Origin of the sequence: Roseicyclus sp. (assembly GCF_965662675.1) — a bacterium.
GTDB lineage: Bacteria > Pseudomonadota > Alphaproteobacteria > Rhodobacterales > Rhodobacteraceae > Roseicyclus.
The window spans coordinates 1-16,833 of sequence record NZ_CBFIIK010000053.1; the positions used below are offsets into that span (position 1 = coordinate 1).

A 16,833-nucleotide genomic window follows, 5' to 3' on the forward strand; every position below is an offset into this window, starting at 1 on the left:
GGCGGTGGGGCCGAGGTCATGACGGGCGCCCGCGATGTCGTGCTTTGAGCCAATGGTGCTTCGGCCTGTGGGGGGGCGGCCTGTGGGGGGGCGGCTTGTGCCGGATCGACAGGATTGGCCTTGTCCAGCAGGGATTTGGGCGCAGTTTGCGCCGACGGCTGGCCGTCGCGTGCGCTGATCTTGGCCAGTTGCGTCGTGATGGGGGATTGCGCGGCCGCCACGACCGGCGCGCGCGATGTCGCGCTGCTGGCCGAAGGCACCTCGGCCTCCGGTGACGCGGCAGGGGCCAGTTGGGCCTCGGTGCGCGCGGCAGGGTCCAGCGTCGATTTGGGCAGGGTTTGCACGACAGGCTGGCCGTCACGGGGGCTTGTCTTGGCCAGTTGCATCGCCACGGACGGCATCGCCATCTGCGCGGACTTGGTGGCATGCGTCGCCAGGGTGACCGGATCGGGTTCAGGCGGCAGTACGCCCTTTTCAGATGATGCAAGCAAGGGTGTGACGGGCGATTTCGCCATAAGCGTGGGTGACGGATTTTCATGCCCGGCATCAGGCAGGACGCCGTTTGGCTGGGGCGCATCGATAAGTGGTGTGGGCGCAATCCGTGGCAGCAGCGCGTCGCCGTTCGGGGCTGTGTCGTCATGCGCCGCCGCTTCACCACTGGGCAATTGCGTGGCTTGCACCTCATCCATCAGCAAGGCGGCCTTGGGCAAAAGCGCCAATGGCAACAAGGCGCTGGCCTCATCTTGTGGCTGGTCGGGCGCGGATGCGGCAGGGCGCGCCTCCGCTGTCTCTGGCGCAAGCTGTGGCGCCGCCCCAGCCACAAGGTCGTTTTGGGGTGGCGCGATGGCGTTATCCGTGACCGGGTGCGTGGCTGCACCAAGCGCAACAGGTGACGTAATTGCTGCTGCTGCTGCTGCTGCTGTTGCTGTTGCTGTTGCTGTTGCTGTTGCTGTGGTGAGCGCCGTTTCGATGGGCTTGGCTAGCCCTGCCGTACCTTCTTGCACCAAGTTCCGTTTGGTGGTTGGCGCGGCCAGCCCGGCATCCGTCACGGCCCTGCCTGCCTGCAGCGCAATTACGCCAAGCGCGGGGTCAAGCACCAAGGCATCGCTGATCGTGAAACCCTCAAGCGTGGTCGGGGGCGCCAAGGGCATCGGCTGGGTAGCGCCCGCCGTATCTGAAGGCACTTCGCCCGGATGCGCGGCAAAGGCACCAACCCTAAAGGTAGAATGCGCCGCTGCGATCGGGACCGGCGCCATGGCCGACAACGCATGCTCGTCGGCAACCAGTTCTGCCGCTGAACCTTCGGGTAAGGCGGGGGGCAAGCTGGCGGGCAAGTCAGGGGACAAAGCGCCATCGATCGCGACTTCTTCCTCGGACACCACGGTATTGGTCATGGTGAAAAGCTGTTCGAACCCGAAGCCCGCAACCGGTCTGACCGCGCGCGCAAAGAGACCGGGCTCGACGCCCTTTGGCTCTATCGAATTGGCGATCGCTTTCATGGTCATGCCTACCCAGGTTGATCAAAACAGGTCATACAGACCCACATCAAAACGCTGACTTGCAAGAAAAATGCCAAGCGACATGGGCTTGGCCCTAGTTTTTCGGCTTTGCCCCACGCGGGGGCATCTGGCCTTCAGCACGGTTTTCGCGGCTTTCGATTTCACTTCGCCGCGCCATGACGCGACGTTCTTCCAGGATGGTTTCACGGTTCTTATGGCGCATGAGCGCCGCGCGCGCCTGCACCAATTCGGTCGTCAAAAAGGCGCTGCGGTTGTCGAGCAGTTCGAGTTGTTCTTGCATCTGACGCCCATACCACGCCCGAGAGCGCAATGCAGAGGGCGCCATCGGCTCATCAAGTGGCGTGTTGACCGCGATGAGCCCGGTCAATTTCTCCTGTACCGCCTGCGCACGTCCGATCTCGCCGGACAATTCGCCAACGGCCCTTGCCTGACGTCGCGCCCGCAGCGCCTCGCGCAGTTTCATCAAGCTGATCAGGCGCTCGGAACGCGACATGGCACGATCATTCCCCCATCATCGCAATCAAGCTCTTCTGGCTGTCGGCAAAGCGCGCCGGCTCGTTCGGGGCCTGTTTGATGAAACCCGTGAGATTGGGCCAAAGCGACACGGCGAGATCCAAATCCGGGTCTTGGCCCGATTGGTAGCCACCCATCAGCATAAGGTCGCGATTTTCGAGATAAAGCGACACGAGCCTGCGGAACCGCATGGCGGCGGCCTGTTGGCGCGGGGGGGTGATGTCGGACATCACCCGGCTGACCGAAGCCGTGATATCGACCGCCGGGTAAATGCCCAGCTGGGTCTGGCGGCGCGAAAGAACGATATGGCCGTCAAGAATGGCGCGCGCGGTATCGACCACGGGGTCATTTGTGGTGTCATCGCCATCGGCAAGAACGGTGTAGAAGGCGGTAATCGCGCCCTCGCCCTCGGCCCCGGTACCGGAGCGTTCGACCAAGGCGGGGATCAGCGACACGACCGACGGCGGATAGCCCTTGACCGTTGGCTGTTCACCCAAGGCAAGACCGACCTCGCGGCGGGCATGGGCCACGCGCGTCAGGCTGTCCATGATCAACAAGACCTCTTTGCCCTGCGCGCGGAAATACTCGGCAATGGCGGTGGCACGATGCGCGCCCCTGATACGGAGCAACGCCGAACGGTCGGCAGGCACGGCCACGACGACGACCTTGCGGCGCGCATCGCCGCCCATCACCTGTTCGACCATGGCACCCACTTCGCGACCGCGCTCGCCGATGAGCGCCATGACGATCACTTCGGCCTCGGAAAAGCGGGTCATCATCGACAGCAAAACCGATTTGCCGACACCCGAGCCCGCGATGATCCCCAGACGCTGGCCACGCCCGACCGACAAAAGCGCATTGACCACCCGCACGCCCACATCGAGGGGTTGGGCCACGGGTTTACGCGCAAGCGGGTTCAGGGGCCGGCCCATCAGGGGCCAGCTATCATCCAGAACGAGCGGTCCCAGCGTGTCGAGCGGATTGCCCTGCGCATCGATCACGCGGCCCAGCAGTTCGGGGCCGACCTTGATCCGGTTGTCGACCTCGATCGCCGTCACCCGCGCCCCGATCTCGACGCGGGCATCAAGATCGTAAAGGAACAAAAGGTTCCGCCCATCTCGCAGGCCGATGACCTCGGCCTGGGCGACTTCATGGCCGGTGGTCTCGACCTGACAGACAGCGCCAACCAGAACGGGAAACCCGTCACATTCAAGGATCTGACCGTCGAAGCGCGTCACGCGGCCAGAGGCCATAAGGCGGCGCTGGCCGGGCAGCGCGGCAAGATCGGCGCTTACCTTCTCGAGGATGGTGTTCATGCCTCGTCCGCCTTTGGCTTGGCGGCGGAGCGCGCTTTTTTGCGCGCAGCAGGTTGGCCAAGAATGCGATCCGAAAGTCGCAAGCCGTCGACCACGAGATCGACATCCCCGCGCGACAACTCGACCGAGGTGACGATGCGCATGGAAGCAAGGCTATCGGAGCTCGCGATCAAGGCCTCGATCGCGGCCAGGTCATCGGGATGCAGACGCAAGATCGGCTGGCTTGCTTGGGCATGGATACGGTCGGCCAATGCCTCGATCCGTTCAAGGAATGCGTCGGGCATCGTGTCGATCTCAAGGCCAGCGCGTTCCGAGGCAAGCCGCAAGACAGCCTCGGCGATATCGGCGCGCAAGCCCGCCAATGCATCGGCCGCGGGATGCGAAAGCGCCTGCGCGACCGCCTCGAGCACTTGGGTCGCCATGCTCAAACCGTCGCGCAGCTCTGCTTCGGCCTCGGCACGGCCAGCTGAAAAAGCTTCGGCGCGGACCTGCTCGAGTGTGCCCGGATCGATCGAGGGGCCGGTATCGGCCGCGATCGCAGGCTCATCCGTCGTTGATAGCGCCGCGAACTCCTGCCCAGTGGCGTCTTGATCGGCCCATACCATGCCATCTTCATCGTCACCATCATCAGCCATCAGACCCTCGGCTGTGCCGGAAGGCAATTGACGCGTTCCGGCAGGCGTATTGCGCGCTTGCACGGCGAAATCGCCCTCATCTTCGGGTAGCACGGCCTGATATGTGCCGTCGTCATCCTCGGCGGGATGCGCGGGTGCCTTGACGGAATTATTCGGCGCATCGGGCATAGGCACATCTGCGCGCGCTGCCGCCTTGTCGGCTTCGCGCTGCTTTTGGGCAAGCTCCAACAGGCTTTTCGGACGAAAGGCATCGGTCTTGCCCTGCGGCACCGCCTGCGAGGGGCGATAGGTCTCGGTACGCGCCGCCGCGATCAGCCGCGTGATCTCGGTCTCGTCGAGAGGCGCCGTGTCTGACAGGGTAGCCTCGGGGCTGGTTGGGCTCGGGTTCATGGCTTAGACCATCTCGTCGCCGCCGCGCCCGGCCAAAACGATCGAACCATCATCCGACATCTTGCGCGCGACATCGATGATCTGCTTTTGCGCCTCTTGCACCTCGGTGAGACGGACAGGGCCGAGCGCTTCCATTTCATCCTTGATATTGGCAGCCGCACGGGTGGACATGCATCCAAACAGCTTTTCGCGTAGCAACTCGTCTGCGCCTTTGAGGGCCAGCACCAGCACATCGGTATCGACCGAGCGCAACAAGGTCTGAAGCGAGCGCTCATCGGACATCACAAGGTTGTCAAAGACGAACATGTTGTCCTGAATGGCTGTCATCAGGTTCTTGTCGGCCTTCTTGATCTCTTTCATGATCCGCTGTTCCATCGCGGTCTTGGTGAAGTTCATGATCTTGGCCGCCGCCTTGACGCCGCCGATTTGCGAAGCGCGCAGGGTGGTGTTGGCCTTGAACTTGAGCTGCATCACCCGCTCAAGCTCGCGCACGGCATCGGGCTGCACGGTTTCGAGCGTGGCGATCCGGCCGACGACCTCGGGCTGCAGATCATGGGGCAAAAGCCCCAGAACATCGGCGGCCAGACCGTAATCGAGATAAGAGATGATCAGCGCGACGATCTGCGGATGTTCATCCATGATCAATTCGGCAATGGCGCGCGCATCCATCCAGTCGAGAATATCGATCGGCCGCTCGGACGAGGCGGGGGTAATGCGGCTGAGCACCGACTGCGCCTTGTCCCCGCCCAGCGCCTTGGTCAGCACGTTGCGAATGTAGTTGCCCGCGCCCAGACCGATGCTTGTCTGTTGCTTGATGATGGCCAGAAACTCGTCGAGCACGAAGTTGACCGTCTCTTGATCGACGCCTTGCACCGAGTACATCGCCGCCCCTAGGTGCTGCAACTCACGCGGAGAAAGGTTCTTGAGGATCTCGGCGGCCTCGTCTTCGCCCAAGAGCATCATCAAGATCGCCGATTTCTGCGTACCCGTCAGGGTATCGAAAAGACGATCCTCTTCTTCGGCGGGTGTGGCGGCTTCGGGCATTTGGTTCGTTCCCCTGATGTCAATGGATCGGCAGGCAGGCCCCGGCTTGGGCGATCAGGCCTTTTGATCCAATTCCTTCTTCATCATCTGCTTGAACACGTTCGACACGCGGCCGGCCTCGTCGCCGACGATCATACGAATGATGGCGACTTTGTCGTCGTAGGTATTCGCGGTATCGAGCATCTCCAAAGAGATATTGGACTTCTTCGGTTTGAGCTTGGCCTTGATGTCTTCCAGCGTTTCGCCGTCGCCGACCTCGACCGATTCCAACGCCTCGGCCTCTTCCTCGGTCAAGCCGCCATTCCCCATCGCGCCACCACCAGAAGGCACAAGCACACGGTTGAGAAGCGGGCGGATAACCCCAAGTGTAATGACGGCAAGCAACATGACGGTCACGAACTGCTTGGCAAGCTGCTCGATCCAGTCGGTCTGGAACCACGAGACCGAAACACCTTCGAGGGTCGAGACAAAGGGCTTGGCGGTGACGGTCAGCGTATCGCCGCGCGCGGGGTTCAAGCCAATGGCACTGCTGACCAGCCGTTCGATATCGGCCATGGCCTCGGGCGACATGTTTTCCGGCCGCTCGAGCCCGGTTTCGGCGTCGATCACCATCTGGGTGCGCAACAGCAAGGCCGCGTCGATCTTAATGATCCGGTTCGAAGGCGCCATTGTGGTCGAGACCCTGCGGCTGACCTCGTAATTCCGCAACTCGCTGCTGGAACGGTTTTCGGTCTGGGACGATCCGCCCGCGGCGGCCGCCAAGCCATCGGTGATCTCGCCTTCGGTCGGTGCAGTGTTCGAGGTGGCACCGGGCACGCCACGCGCCTCGCTATTGGCGCCGACATCGAGGGTGTTTTGCTCGCTGCGCAGCGCTGTCCCCTCGGGGTCGACGCGCTCTTCGGTGACTTCGCTCCGGGTGAAATCGATCTCGATATTGACCTGTGCATTCACATTGCCGGGGCCGACGATCGGGGTAACAAGCGACTCGATCCGTGAGCGATAGATACCTTCCAGCCGCATCCGGTGTTGCAGGTTGGTATCCGACAAGATCGACGCCGGATCATCGAGCGATTTCGACAAGAGCCGCCCCGACTGGTCGATGACGGTCACATTCTCGCGCGCCATGCCGGCCACCGAGGTCGAGACAAGGTTCACGATCGCCTCGACCTGACCCTCATCCAGCCTGCGGCCAGAGGCCAGCTGCAAAAAGACCGAAGCGGTCGGCGGTTCTTGGTGGCGCACGAAGGCCGAGCGTTCGGGTAACGCAAGATGCACCCGCGCCGACTGAACAGCCGAGATTTCGTTGATCGAGCGGGCAAGTTCGACCTCTTGCGCTTGCTTGAGGCGCACCATTTCAACCGAGCGCGACACGCCCATCGGGATGTCATTGAGCGCGGCATAGCCTTCGGGCGCCGAGCTGGGCAAGCCCTGGGCCGCAAGGCTCATCCGCGAGCGGTGGTAATCGCCGACCGGTACCAGCACATCGCCGGTTGCCGGATCGAGGCTGACACCGATGCCGGCATTGGTCAGCGCATCCACGACATTGGCCTTGTCCGCCTCGGACAACGAAGCATAAAGCGTCGTGCGCGCGGGTTCACGCATGTAAAGATAGGCTGCCAAACCCAGCACCACCGCAAGCGCCGCGATGATCGTGGGCAAGGCGCGCTGAAAACTCGGCTGCGCCGTGACGCTGCGCAAGCTTGCCAGCATATTGCCGCCCGACGGCACCAATGCAGAGCCACGCAGGGCGGCATCTTGGGTCATCTGGGTGCGTGTTGTTGTCTCTGCCATGCTCAATACCGTTCCTGATGGTCGCCTGTGCCGCTATGCGTCAAACGGGCATGTTCATGATGTCTTTGTAGGCACTCAGCGCCTTGTTCCGGACGTTGAGGGTCAGCTGGAAGCCAAGCGACGAGACCTGTTGGGCGATCATGACCTTCGCGAGGTTCTGCTCGGTGCCCGCTTCGAAAGACTTTGCCAGCGCGGATGCGTCGTTTTGTGCCGAAGCCACGGATTTCAGCCCGTCGGCCAGCCTTTGCGAGAATTCCGGACCGGATGCCTTCGGCGCGAGCGCCTCCTGCGATTTGGCCAAAGACCGCAGATGGGTCTGATCGACCTGATACTTGAGCCCGCCGATATTGGTCATGCCACCTTCTCCTTGCCGCTTGCCGACAGGGTATGGCGCGCCAGCCAGTCAGGGCGCATCTGAAGCGAGCGGCCGGTATCGAGGATGATGTCGGCCGGGGTGATGCAGCCATTCGCATGCAACACCAAACCCCGCTGGATGACGTTTTCCAGTTCGCGCACATTTCCCGGCCAGTCATGGCGTTCCAGCACATCGACGGCCTCTTGCGTCATCCATGGAATGGATGCGCCCGCTTCGGCATGTCGGCGCAAAAGCCCGACCGCAAGCGGCAAGATATCCTGGGGCCGATCGCGCAACGGCAGGGTTTCCAGCGGAAAGACATTCAGCCGGTAGAACAGATCTTCGCGAAAGCTGTTGCGGCGGACTTCCTCGGCCATGTCACGGTTGGTCGTCGCGATCACGCGCACATCGACGGCGACCTCTTTTTGCACGCCCAGCGGCGTCACGCAGCGTTCTTGCAAGACGCGCAGCAGCTTCGATTGCAGCCCGATCGGCATCTCCGAGATTTCGTCCAGCAAAAGCGTCCCGCCATCGGCCGCGCGGAACAGACCCTTGTTGGCCACCGATGCACCGGTGAACGCGCCCTTCTCATGGCCGAACATCATCGCTTCGAGCATGTTCTCGGGGATCGCCGCGCAATTGATCGCGACAAAGGGCTTGTCCGCACGCGGCGAGCGGGCATGGATGAAACGCGCCATGACCTCTTTTCCGGTGCCGGTCGGCCCATTGATCAATACCGTCACATCCGCCTGCGCGACACGGCTTGCCACCGCTGTCAGCTGCATGCTTGCCGGATCGGCCGCGATCATCGAAGACAAACCAAAGCACAGGATTTCCGCGGCAATCGCTTGTCCATACGCGCCCTGCGCTTCGTTTTCGCGCAAGGCGAGGCGCTGTAGCTTGCCCTCCAACTCCTCGCGGATCGTGAAGGCCTCGGCGGCCTCGTCGATCACGACGACACGCATCGGGCGCAGGCCGCGGGCCCGCTCAAGCATTTTCTGCGATCCACCCAAGCCAGCTTCGGCAGCGGCGGACATCACGATGATCGGCGACTTCTCGGCGGGCTCGGAGGGCCAACCTTGAACAAGCTGCACCGCGATGCCCCGCCGACGGATCAGTTCCGCAAGGGCTTGCGCACCCACGAAATCCGTTTGGTCCAAGATAATTCTGGTCACCCCTGTCCCCTTCCGCGTTTGCGAACTCGCGCTTGGCAAGGAAGAGGCAAGAAGCGCGCCAAACAGGGCGCAGCTGTTGGAAACTTTCCAAAAAATTCCTACAAAACATTGTTATTTATTAATTTTTTGGAAGCCATTTATCCTCGCCACATATCGCGGCACCCTCCAGAAAACGGCCCTGTCGGAAAATTGGCACCCGCTTGCGATTGGTTTGGCCTAACCTTGGACCGAAAACTGACACATCGCGGCCCGGCGGCCCGGTTCGGCACGCGTCTTGCAGATTTGACGACCACAAGACACAGGAGCAGCACATGAACCCCAACCTGATCGGCGCGATTATCTTGGTGACGATCCTCGGTGCTGCGGGGGGGGTCATGACATGGATGGGGCTGTTCGACCGCAGCGGAACAGCCAGACTGATCGATGTCAGCGTCACGCTGAGCAATTCTTGCCCTGTCGAAGACATCTATTTCATCGCCTATGCGCCCGAAAGCGGGCGCACCGCGCGCTTCAGCAACGGCGTGGCGAATATGCGCCTCGAGCGCGGCGAGATCATCCGGCTGGCCATCGACCCTGCCTATGCTGCGGTCCGCTATGTCGGCTATGACGAAAAAGCGTCGCGGAACGTTGCGCTGGTGGCCGACTGCACCTCGAGCGAGCGCCAGAACATGATCACCCGCACCCTACGCGAGCAATTCGGGAACTAAACAAATCTGCAAATTGACCGTTTAAGACACTGAAGAGAAAGCAAACAGTGGTAAAGAATATGAACCTCATCCTCGCCCGCTCGACATATATCCAGGATCACAAGGTTCAGGTGAGCGACATTTCAGATCCCCACACGACCATCTTGCTGGTGATGCAGGAGTTGAACAAAAACCTGCGAAAAATCACAGATCAGGAGAGCCGGCCCGCAAAGCTGCGCACGCAGTTCACCAATGCCTTTACGGCCATTTATATCCTGCAAACCAGCCTCGACTTCGCGCGAGGCGGCGAAATCGCTGAGAATCTCTTCCGATTGTACGAATACTGTCGCCAACAGCTGTTGAAAGCCTTCGCCCGCAACCCGGATCATAGCCTTGCAAATTGCATCGTCTTGCTTGACGAAATCATCCAAGCATGGGAGGGGATTGGCCAAGGCGCTGGTGGCAAGTCTACCTGAACTCAGTTCAATGTGGGTATTTGAATGTCGAAATACTGCCCGGAATGGCTCTTGTCGGCGACCATAGCGCTTGTTGCACAGCGCTATCTGGCCTCCCCTTTTGGGCTTGACCTGTTCGCCAAGAAATACGCCAGTATCTTGTCCGAGCGATATCTGGAGATTGGTCCAGATCTGATCGAGCAAAGCGCAGAAGGCTTTCTGCGGGTGTTGGCAGAGGCAGAGGCGGATAATGCAGACGCTGTTCTTGGCTCATACGCGTATCATCGCATCACCCGCGCGGAAAACGGCGAGCCGCGCCGGATCAAGGGGCTGTTTTCCTCTGCATTGGATGGAACCCGGACCGAAGAATACAACATCGACCAGATAGTCAAAGGGTTCAGACCGTTCTTTTTCTTGCTCCGATCGAAGCCAACGATGGCCGCGCCCATGTCTTGGACATGGAAACAGATCGAGAACGGCGAATGGATCACCGAACTGCCGGATGTTGAAATCAGCCTGTTGGATAGTTTCGACGATTAAAGCTGACCGCACCAAGATATGCGGTAACGCCTAGGCCCAAACGTCAACAACGCCGCCAAAGCGCGGAAGTTCCCTATTTGGCATCGTCGATACGCGCGCCATGCGTGTGGCCGCGCTGTCATGCATATAGGTGGGCGACAAAAGCGCACGCGCCATCAGAGCATTTTCCGTAATTTCGGTGGACGGACCAAGCGATGGATGAAAGATCGTGACCTCGGCCCGATTATGCTCAGATCGCTTGCTGCGATCAAAAGCTTGCGGCGGCATGACGCCCTCAAGCGTTTGGCGCAAATCCGGCATGATCCTTGCATAACCAGCCTGTGAAGATGCCTGTACCGCGCCCAGCCCCACATGGTTGGGGCGTATTGCGGTCATGGGCAATGGCAGGTTCGGATCCAGCAAGGGCGTAGGCCTTGGGCAAAGATTATGTCTGAAGGCAGGATAACACCTAAAAGGCGATTATTCCAAGGGTTCAAAGCCGACGGAAGCGTCGCGAAACCCGCTCAAGGGGTTGATTGATGACGCGCAAAGGATTGGTCGCTTTCCATGATCGTCATATTTGACCTAAAGATGTATGATGGAAGTAATTTATACATGTTCAACTCTTTTACCGAAAGCGCTGCTTCAGTTCGTTCAACACGATTTGATAAGTTCCGTTATCTTGCCAAGATGGGCACGGCACGAAATTCAATCGATCAGAAAAATATGGCGATGACAGGATCGCATGCATGACGAAAGACGCTCAAAGCCTGTGTGATTTCAACCGCCGCATCCGCGAGGCGGCGACGGCGGGCGACCTCGAGGATATGGTCGTTCTGGGCGAGAAGCGCCGTCAATTTCTCGACGCACTCCCCCAGTCAGCAAGCGGGCGCGGTGCCGACCTCATCTCCGCCCTTGAAGAAGCGGCCAGTGATAACAAGGGCTTCGTAAGCGCCATCGAAAGCGCGATGCAACAAGCCCGGGCACGCGGCAAGATCACCTTGCAGGCCCGCCGACGTTATCACAAGACCCAGACAACCCTTTGACGACATCGGAGCACCCATGTTTTTCCGACGTTCCAGCCCCAAAACACCGACAGCGCCTTGCCAAAGCTGTTCGCGTATTCGCGCTTTCCTCGCGATCGCGGGCCTTTTGATCATCGCTTTGCCGATATTTGGCGAAAAGGCTGCACCGATCGCAAAACTGACCCCGATGACGATCTCTCTTGGCCTCGTCGGCATCGGCATGATCGCCTTCATTGCGCGCTGGATCGCATGGCGACGCGAGAACGCACAGAAACAAGAAAACCCCGATCATATCACGGATGAAATCGCCTGAGCGCGAAAAGCCGATTACGTCGTCCCGACCCGGAACGACGGGTGTCAGTCACGGAGTATTGTGACCTTTCTGACAGCTTCGAACACCACGACTGCTGGACTGATGGCCAAAAACGAAATCGAGTACACCACCGTTAACCACGTTTTTGTAACACCCGGCTTTTCATATTCGCCACTTCCTCCTCTGACAAATCAAAGCGGTTTATCAGCTCTTTCAGCAAAGCATCTTCTTCCTGGGTAAGAACCCCATCTTCATAGGCATGCTCAAGTTCTTGCTCGAAGATCATGCGCCGACGCGCCACCCGCTGAGAGAAAGAGGAAGAAATGATGCCTGCAAACATGGCAACGGTCGAAACACCAAGTAGCGCAGTTACCGATGATATGAATTTGCCGATTGGCGTGACCGGAGAGATATCGCCATATCCAACCGTCGTCAGCGTGATCAATGACCAGTACATTGCATGCGGGATTGAGGCCAATTTCTCGGGCTGAGCGGCGCCTTCAGCATAATACATAAGCGCAGAACTCAGGACGATCGCGATACAAAGGATATACAATGTCGCAACGAAAGCGCGCCTTTCATCCAAAATAGCACGAATAAGATCCTCAAGGGCCGAGTTGTACCGAGAAAGCTTCAACAATCGCAGCAAACGCAGCAACCTGAGGATTCGAAGATCGGCGCCGGGGAAAAGGCTTTGCAGGTAGAATGGCATGATGGCCAACAAGTCGATCACCCCGTGAAAACTTGTCAAATACTCAATGCGGCCTCGTCGCGGCCCGCCATCATCCTCGCTGTAGGATGCACCACTCGCCCACATACGGATAATGAATTCGAGCGTAAAAAAGGCGACGCTAATCCTTTCAAATAGGATGAAAAGCTCTTTTTCGGCGTCATAAATCGGCTGGTAAGATTCGATGATGATCACAGCGACGCTGACGACAATCATTGAAATGATGACCGCATTGACTGCGCGACCAATAGGCGATGCCGTAAGGGGATCACCATCCAAAATTTGATGGACACGACTGCGTAGCGATGACATTTTCCGGCGTCCCTTAAGCATGTCGGCACAGCATAACGCTGTTTGTCATCTTATCAGGAGATCGTTGTGTTTGATGAGTCAAGACGCGTTCGTCCATTATGCAAACTGCTAAAGCTGTAGCGCAGCGGCGGGTCTGTGATCCAAAATGTTTCCGATATCTTGCCGATTGACGTCCTGTAAAACGGAAGATTTTTCAACGCCACAAGACCCGATGCGAAAATTTCTTAAGATTAGGATGGGGATTTCGTTAAGTGATCCGTCAGTGAGCACGTTGCCGGCGCCTTTCAGAAGGCCGCGCGTGACGCGTCCCGGAATTTTAGCATGTAAAAGTATCGCGCAGCGCCCGCGTCGCAGATTGCGGCACATCTGTCAGCCGCAAAATCTTTCAACCCTTCAGCGTGACCTCGCCCGCGCGGCGCAATACGTCCAAGATACGAGCCGCCGTAAGGGTGAGAAAAGGTTTCCGCAATCGCGCCAAACGCGCATATTCTTCACGGGTGCCATCTTTCATTGCGGTGAGTGACAGATCCTCAGCGATTGAAGCAGCCCTGTGCAGTCGAGACCAAGTGAAATAGCCACCGCGGCTGAGCGCAGGATTTATGGCATTGGGCCAAAGGCTTCACCGTCAGGCGGTGCGGCCGATTGCGCCGCCAGTGCCACGATCTGGGCCCATGTTTCCTCGGGCACATGGATCAATTCCTGTGCAGCTTGATGATGGTTGCGTTCCCGTTCACCGGGGATCTCGACCGAGGTAAAGCCCGGCGCAGGTGGACAAGCGCGCAGCTCTGCCAAGATCGCTTCGGCAGCGGCTTGCATCGGTCCAGCGGGCCGGAACCGCGCGGTATCGATGCAGATCAAAAGCCAGTTGCACTCAACCGTGACCGGCCCCAGCATCGCCTCGCCAATCAACTCAGCCATCAATGCCAGCGCAAAGCCCTTATGGCCGCCTGCTGGCAAAATTGCCCCGCCGTTGAAATAATCCTCCGGGTCGCGCGTCGGATTTCCGAAACGGTCGATCACACAACCCTCAGGCAAAAGCGCACCCGCAGAACGGGCCGCATGTATCCAACCGCCTGCGATCTTGGATGTGGCAAAATCGAGGATATTGGGGCCTTGCTCGCCTCCGGGAATGCCGACGCACCAAGGATTGGTCGGCAGCATCGCTTTGACCCCGCCATGCGGCGCAACCTGTCGCCATTGCTCACGCTTCCCGCCGCCCGTCAGGATCGTCAAAAAGCCCTTCTGCGCGGCCAGATCAGCGAAATATCCATGACGCCCCGTATGCCCCACATTGCGGATCGCCACCGCCGCGATCCCACTCTGCGCAGCAAGGCGACAGGCTTCGTCAAAGGCAAGGCGCATGGCGGGAATGCCGATCGCACCATGGCCATCGACCTCCGGCGCGCCTGTTGCAGTGATCCGGAAGACCGGCGTTGCGTCGGCGATAATATGGCCTGCGCGATATTGCGCTGCGTATTGGAGAACACGCACGATCCCGTGGCTCTCGACGCCCGACAAAGAGGCATCAACAAGATGCGTTGCAACCTCTTGGGTAATGGCATCCGGCACCCCGAGCGGCGCGAGGATCTCCGTGATACGCAGCTTTGCAGTTGCGCTTGGGATAGCAACACGGCCACCACGCAGTTCAAGCTTCGATGCATTGGGCAAAGCGGGGGTCATTTTCCCTTGGCGCTTTGCATGCTGGGTTTTGAGGCTGCGGGGGCGATCATGATAGCAGCGGTGCCGCAAGATCGTCGCGATGACACCAAATGGTATGGCCTGCCGCAAAGGTTTTGGGCGGTGGCGCTGTCTGGTCACAAATTGCGCCGAGGCGCTTGGGACAGCGCCGCTGAAACGGGCAGCCACGGGCGGGTGGGCTCAGTTCGACGACATCGCTGGCTGAAAGCGATGGCACAAAATCCGGGTCTGGTTCCAACACCGCGCCGAGCAAAACCTCGGTATAGGGGTGGGCAGTGGGACCGTAGACATCGACAGTTGGGCCGATCTCGCAAAGGCGGCCCTGGTAAAGCACGGCAACCCGATCCGACAACGCCTTGACCACGGCAAGATCGTGACTGACGAAGATGTAGCTTGTTCCGTTATCGCGCCGCAGATCATCGAGCAGTTCAAGAACCGCCGCCTGCACGGATACATCCAAGGCCGATGTGATTTCGTCGCACAACACAAGCTCCGGCTGGGCCGCAAAAGCGCGGGCAACCGCGACACGCTGTTTCTCGCCGCCTGAAAGCTGGCTTGGAAGCCGGTCAAGATAATGCGCACCTAGCCGCACCTGTTCCAAGAGAGCCGTTGTGCGCGCAATCAGTGCTTGGCCACTAAGACCGAAATAGAGCTTGAGCGGCTGGGCCAGAATTTGCGCGATGGTTTGGCGTGGGTTCAAGCTTTCGTCGGGATTTTGAAAGATCAGTTGCACATCTCGCAAATGCTTTGGGCTGCGATCCTCGACACGCGGTGGCAAATGATCTTGCCCCCTGAGCGCGATCTGCCCGTGCAGCGGCGGCAAGAGCCCGGCGATAGACTTCAAGATCGTCGATTTGCCCGAGCCGCTTTCTCCCACCAGCCCCAAGGTCTCGCCCTGCCGAAGAACGATATCGATGCCCTCGACAGTGGCGACTTTGGCAAGTTCGCGGCCGGTAAGCCGCTCAAGCAACCCCGAACGGGCATAGGAAATCGCAAGATCCCCCAATGAAAGAGATAGCTCGGCGGGAAGTTGCCGCTGTTGTGCATTCCGCTCACCGCTTAGCGGAATGCTACGCACCTGTTGTGGCAAGTGACAGCGTGTCTTTGCCCCATCGTCCAAGGTTGACAGCTCGGGCCGTTCAGCCACGCAGCGCTCCGTTGCGATCGCGCAGCGCGCCACAAAGGCACAGCCATCCCCTGCCCCGCCCGGCGGCGGTGGCCGTCCATCAAGCGCGCGCGGCAAGCAGGCATCCGAAAGTTTCGGGATCGAGGCCAATAGCCCCCGTGCATAGGGATGGCCGGGGTCGCGCAACACCTGCGCAGCGGACCCTTCCAATACCACTTCGCCGGCGTACATCACCGCCACGCGGTCGCAAACACGCGCGATCGCGCCCAGATCGTGACTGACATAGACCATAGCCATGCCCGTCTCTCGCGCCAGATCGCGCAAAAGCTCGAGGATATGTGCTTGCGTCGTGACATCGAGACCGGTTGTGGGCTCATCGAGTAACAGCGCTTCAGGCTCGCCCGCCAGCGCCATCGCGATGGCGACACGCTGTTGCTGTCCACCCGATAGTTCGTGCGGGTAGCGGCGGGCGATGCTGCTGGGGTCTGGCAACCTCACCTGCGTGAGCAACTCCAGAACACGCGCGGCATGCTGCGCCTCGGGAAGCGCGCTATGCAGACGCAGCGCCTCGCTGATCTGGGCCCCGACGCGCAGATTGGGCGTCAGGGATTGGCCCGAATTCTGCGGGATCAGCGCCAAACGCCCGCCGCGCACTTTCTCAAGCGATCGGCGATCTTGCGCAAACATATCAATACCCGCAAAATCCACGCGCCCCCCAAGAACGTTCAGGCCTTTCTTCAGGTAGCCCATCATCGCCAGCGCAAGCGTGCTTTTCCCCGAGCCACTTTCACCGACCAACCCAATGCTTTCACCGGCCCCCACTGACAGCGTAATATCGCGCAGCACGGGCAGCCATGCGCCCGCACGGCTACGAAAGCCGACGCTCAGCCCATCGACCGCAATGCTCGGGCCGTTTGACTTGCATGTTGAGGTCATACCGGAGCCTTCTGCGCGCGATCGATGCCAAGCGCCTTGGCGAGGGCATCGGCACTCAAATTGATCCCGATAATCAGCGACGACAGTCCGATCATTGGTGCGATGACACCCCAAGGCGAAAACGACATGAAACCGCGCGCATCTGCAATCATCAGCCCCCAATCAGGCGTGGGTGGCGATACGCCAAAACCCAGAAAAGACAGAGACGAAAAGGCCAAAAGCATCCAAGACCAGCGCATGGCACCTTCGACAAGCAATGCATCGCGCACATTGGGCAGCAATTCTTGCCAGATA

The 16,833-nt window shown here is 59.7% G+C and carries 18 protein-coding genes; 5 read left to right on the forward strand and 13 right to left on the reverse strand.

Annotated elements, in window-relative coordinates:
• The 8 genes from ACTG4J_RS09310 to ACTG4J_RS09345 form a co-directional block, all read right to left on the reverse strand.
• Positions 1-1,505, reverse strand: a 1,505-nt coding sequence (locus ACTG4J_RS09310; protein ID WP_439138952.1) for a hypothetical protein, incomplete at its 3' end; no start/stop codon positions are given.
• Between the two features lie 88 nt (positions 1,506-1,593).
• Complete coding sequence (locus ACTG4J_RS09315; protein ID WP_439138954.1) at positions 1,594-1,983, reverse strand: hypothetical protein; 390 nt, start codon at positions 1,981-1,983, stop codon at positions 1,594-1,596.
• Positions 1,984-2,020: 37 nt separating this feature from the next.
• A complete protein-coding gene (locus tag ACTG4J_RS09320) occupies positions 2,021-3,349 on the reverse strand; it encodes a FliI/YscN family ATPase (RefSeq protein WP_439138955.1) in 1,329 nt (442 codons plus the stop codon).
• Positions 3,346-4,374, reverse strand: coding sequence for a FliH/SctL family protein (locus ACTG4J_RS09325; RefSeq protein ID WP_439138957.1), 1,029 nt, complete (start codon positions 4,372-4,374; stop codon positions 3,346-3,348). Before ACTG4J_RS09325 ends, ACTG4J_RS09320 begins: the two co-directional genes overlap by 4 nt.
• A gap of 3 nt (positions 4,375-4,377) precedes the next feature.
• The gene (fliG, locus tag ACTG4J_RS09330) at positions 4,378-5,418 is read right to left on the reverse strand and encodes a flagellar motor switch protein FliG (protein WP_439138959.1); all 1,041 of its coding nucleotides are present in this window, start codon (positions 5,416-5,418) and stop codon (positions 4,378-4,380) included.
• A gap of 54 nt (positions 5,419-5,472) precedes the next feature.
• Positions 5,473-7,209 carry a flagellar basal-body MS-ring/collar protein FliF gene (fliF, locus tag ACTG4J_RS09335; protein ID WP_439138960.1) on the reverse strand — a complete coding sequence of 579 codons (1,737 nt, stop codon included), beginning with the start codon at positions 7,207-7,209 and terminating at the stop codon, positions 5,473-5,475.
• 40 nt (positions 7,210-7,249) lie between these two features.
• Positions 7,250-7,564 carry a flagellar hook-basal body complex protein FliE gene (fliE, locus tag ACTG4J_RS09340; protein WP_439138962.1) on the reverse strand — a complete coding sequence of 105 codons (315 nt, stop codon included), beginning with the start codon at positions 7,562-7,564 and terminating at the stop codon, positions 7,250-7,252.
• Positions 7,561-8,739, reverse strand: coding sequence for a sigma-54 interaction domain-containing protein (locus ACTG4J_RS09345; RefSeq protein WP_439138964.1), 1,179 nt, complete (start codon positions 8,737-8,739; stop codon positions 7,561-7,563). Before ACTG4J_RS09345 ends, fliE begins: the two co-directional genes overlap by 4 nt.
• 311 nt (positions 8,740-9,050) lie before the next feature.
• Between ACTG4J_RS09345 and ACTG4J_RS09350 the strand changes: the two genes are divergently transcribed.
• From ACTG4J_RS09350 to ACTG4J_RS09360, 3 genes are all read left to right on the forward strand, one after another.
• Positions 9,051-9,446: a hypothetical protein gene (locus ACTG4J_RS09350; RefSeq protein ID WP_439138966.1), complete on the forward strand. Its 396-nt coding sequence runs from the start codon at positions 9,051-9,053 to the stop codon at positions 9,444-9,446.
• 59 nt (positions 9,447-9,505) lie between these two features.
• The gene (gene fliS / locus ACTG4J_RS09355; protein ID WP_439138968.1) at positions 9,506-9,901 is read left to right on the forward strand and encodes a flagellar export chaperone FliS; all 396 of its coding nucleotides are present in this window, start codon (positions 9,506-9,508) and stop codon (positions 9,899-9,901) included.
• A gap of 138 nt (positions 9,902-10,039) precedes the next feature.
• Complete coding sequence (locus ACTG4J_RS09360; protein WP_439138969.1) at positions 10,040-10,420, forward strand: hypothetical protein; 381 nt, start codon at positions 10,040-10,042, stop codon at positions 10,418-10,420.
• A 30-nt stretch (positions 10,421-10,450) separates the two neighbouring features.
• Here ACTG4J_RS09360 and ACTG4J_RS09365 read toward each other — a convergent pair whose 3' ends face one another.
• Entirely contained in the window at positions 10,451-10,822 is a 372-nt protein-coding gene (locus tag ACTG4J_RS09365) for a hypothetical protein (protein WP_439138971.1), read from the reverse strand.
• A gap of 326 nt (positions 10,823-11,148) precedes the next feature.
• Here ACTG4J_RS09365 and ACTG4J_RS09370 point away from each other — a divergent pair, with 326 nt between their 5' ends.
• Both ACTG4J_RS09370 and ACTG4J_RS09375 read left to right on the forward strand, forming a co-directional pair.
• The gene (locus tag ACTG4J_RS09370; protein WP_439138972.1) at positions 11,149-11,445 is read left to right on the forward strand and encodes a hypothetical protein; all 297 of its coding nucleotides are present in this window, start codon (positions 11,149-11,151) and stop codon (positions 11,443-11,445) included.
• Between the two features lie 166 nt (positions 11,446-11,611).
• On the forward strand, positions 11,612-11,737 hold the full coding sequence (locus ACTG4J_RS09375; RefSeq protein ID WP_439138974.1) for a hypothetical protein: 126 nt from the start codon (positions 11,612-11,614) through the stop codon (positions 11,735-11,737).
• 133 nt (positions 11,738-11,870) lie between these two features.
• On the opposite strand, the gene ACTG4J_RS09380 is transcribed toward ACTG4J_RS09375, so the two are convergent.
• From ACTG4J_RS09380 to ACTG4J_RS09395, 4 genes are all read right to left on the reverse strand, one after another.
• Positions 11,871-12,779 (reverse strand): potassium channel family protein, encoded by a 909-nt coding sequence (locus ACTG4J_RS09380; protein WP_439138975.1) that lies wholly within the window; start codon positions 12,777-12,779, stop codon positions 11,871-11,873.
• Between the two features lie 597 nt (positions 12,780-13,376).
• Positions 13,377-14,459 (reverse strand): Ldh family oxidoreductase, encoded by a 1,083-nt coding sequence (locus tag ACTG4J_RS09385; protein WP_439138977.1) that lies wholly within the window; start codon positions 14,457-14,459, stop codon positions 13,377-13,379.
• Between the two features lie 46 nt (positions 14,460-14,505).
• Complete coding sequence (locus ACTG4J_RS09390; protein ID WP_439138978.1) at positions 14,506-16,539, reverse strand: dipeptide ABC transporter ATP-binding protein; 2,034 nt, start codon at positions 16,537-16,539, stop codon at positions 14,506-14,508.
• On the reverse strand, positions 16,536-16,833 hold a 298-nt coding region (locus ACTG4J_RS09395), incomplete at its 5' end, for an ABC transporter permease subunit (protein WP_439138979.1). The genes ACTG4J_RS09390 and ACTG4J_RS09395, both read right to left, overlap by 4 nt.

Bases quoted from the DNA above. Each gene is read 5' to 3' on its own strand.
- ACTG4J_RS09315 (WP_439138954.1), bottom strand. From the start codon at position 1,983: ATGAAACTGCGCGAGGCGCTGCGGGCGCGACGTCAGGCAAGGGCCGTT.
- ACTG4J_RS09320 (WP_439138955.1), bottom strand. From the start codon at position 3,349: ATGAACACCATCCTCGAGAAGGTAAGCGCCGATCTTGCCGCGCTGCCC.
- ACTG4J_RS09325 (WP_439138957.1), bottom strand. From the start codon at position 4,374: ATGAACCCGAGCCCAACCAGCCCCGAGGCTACCCTGTCAGACACGGCG.
- fliG (WP_439138959.1), bottom strand. From the start codon at position 5,418: ATGCCCGAAGCCGCCACACCCGCCGAAGAAGAGGATCGTCTTTTCGAT.
- fliF (WP_439138960.1), bottom strand. From the start codon at position 7,209: ATGGCAGAGACAACAACACGCACCCAGATGACCCAAGATGCCGCCCTG.
- fliE (WP_439138962.1), bottom strand. From the start codon at position 7,564: ATGACCAATATCGGCGGGCTCAAGTATCAGGTCGATCAGACCCATCTG.
- ACTG4J_RS09350 (WP_439138966.1), top strand. From the start codon at position 9,051: ATGAACCCCAACCTGATCGGCGCGATTATCTTGGTGACGATCCTCGGT.
- fliS (WP_439138968.1), top strand. From the start codon at position 9,506: ATGAACCTCATCCTCGCCCGCTCGACATATATCCAGGATCACAAGGTT.
- ACTG4J_RS09370 (WP_439138972.1), top strand. From the start codon at position 11,149: ATGACGAAAGACGCTCAAAGCCTGTGTGATTTCAACCGCCGCATCCGC.
- ACTG4J_RS09375 (WP_439138974.1), top strand. From the start codon at position 11,612: ATGACGATCTCTCTTGGCCTCGTCGGCATCGGCATGATCGCCTTCATT.
- ACTG4J_RS09380 (WP_439138975.1), bottom strand. From the start codon at position 12,779: ATGTCATCGCTACGCAGTCGTGTCCATCAAATTTTGGATGGTGATCCC.
- ACTG4J_RS09385 (WP_439138977.1), bottom strand. From the start codon at position 14,459: ATGACCCCCGCTTTGCCCAATGCATCGAAGCTTGAACTGCGTGGTGGC.
- ACTG4J_RS09390 (WP_439138978.1), bottom strand. From the start codon at position 16,539: ATGACCTCAACATGCAAGTCAAACGGCCCGAGCATTGCGGTCGATGGG.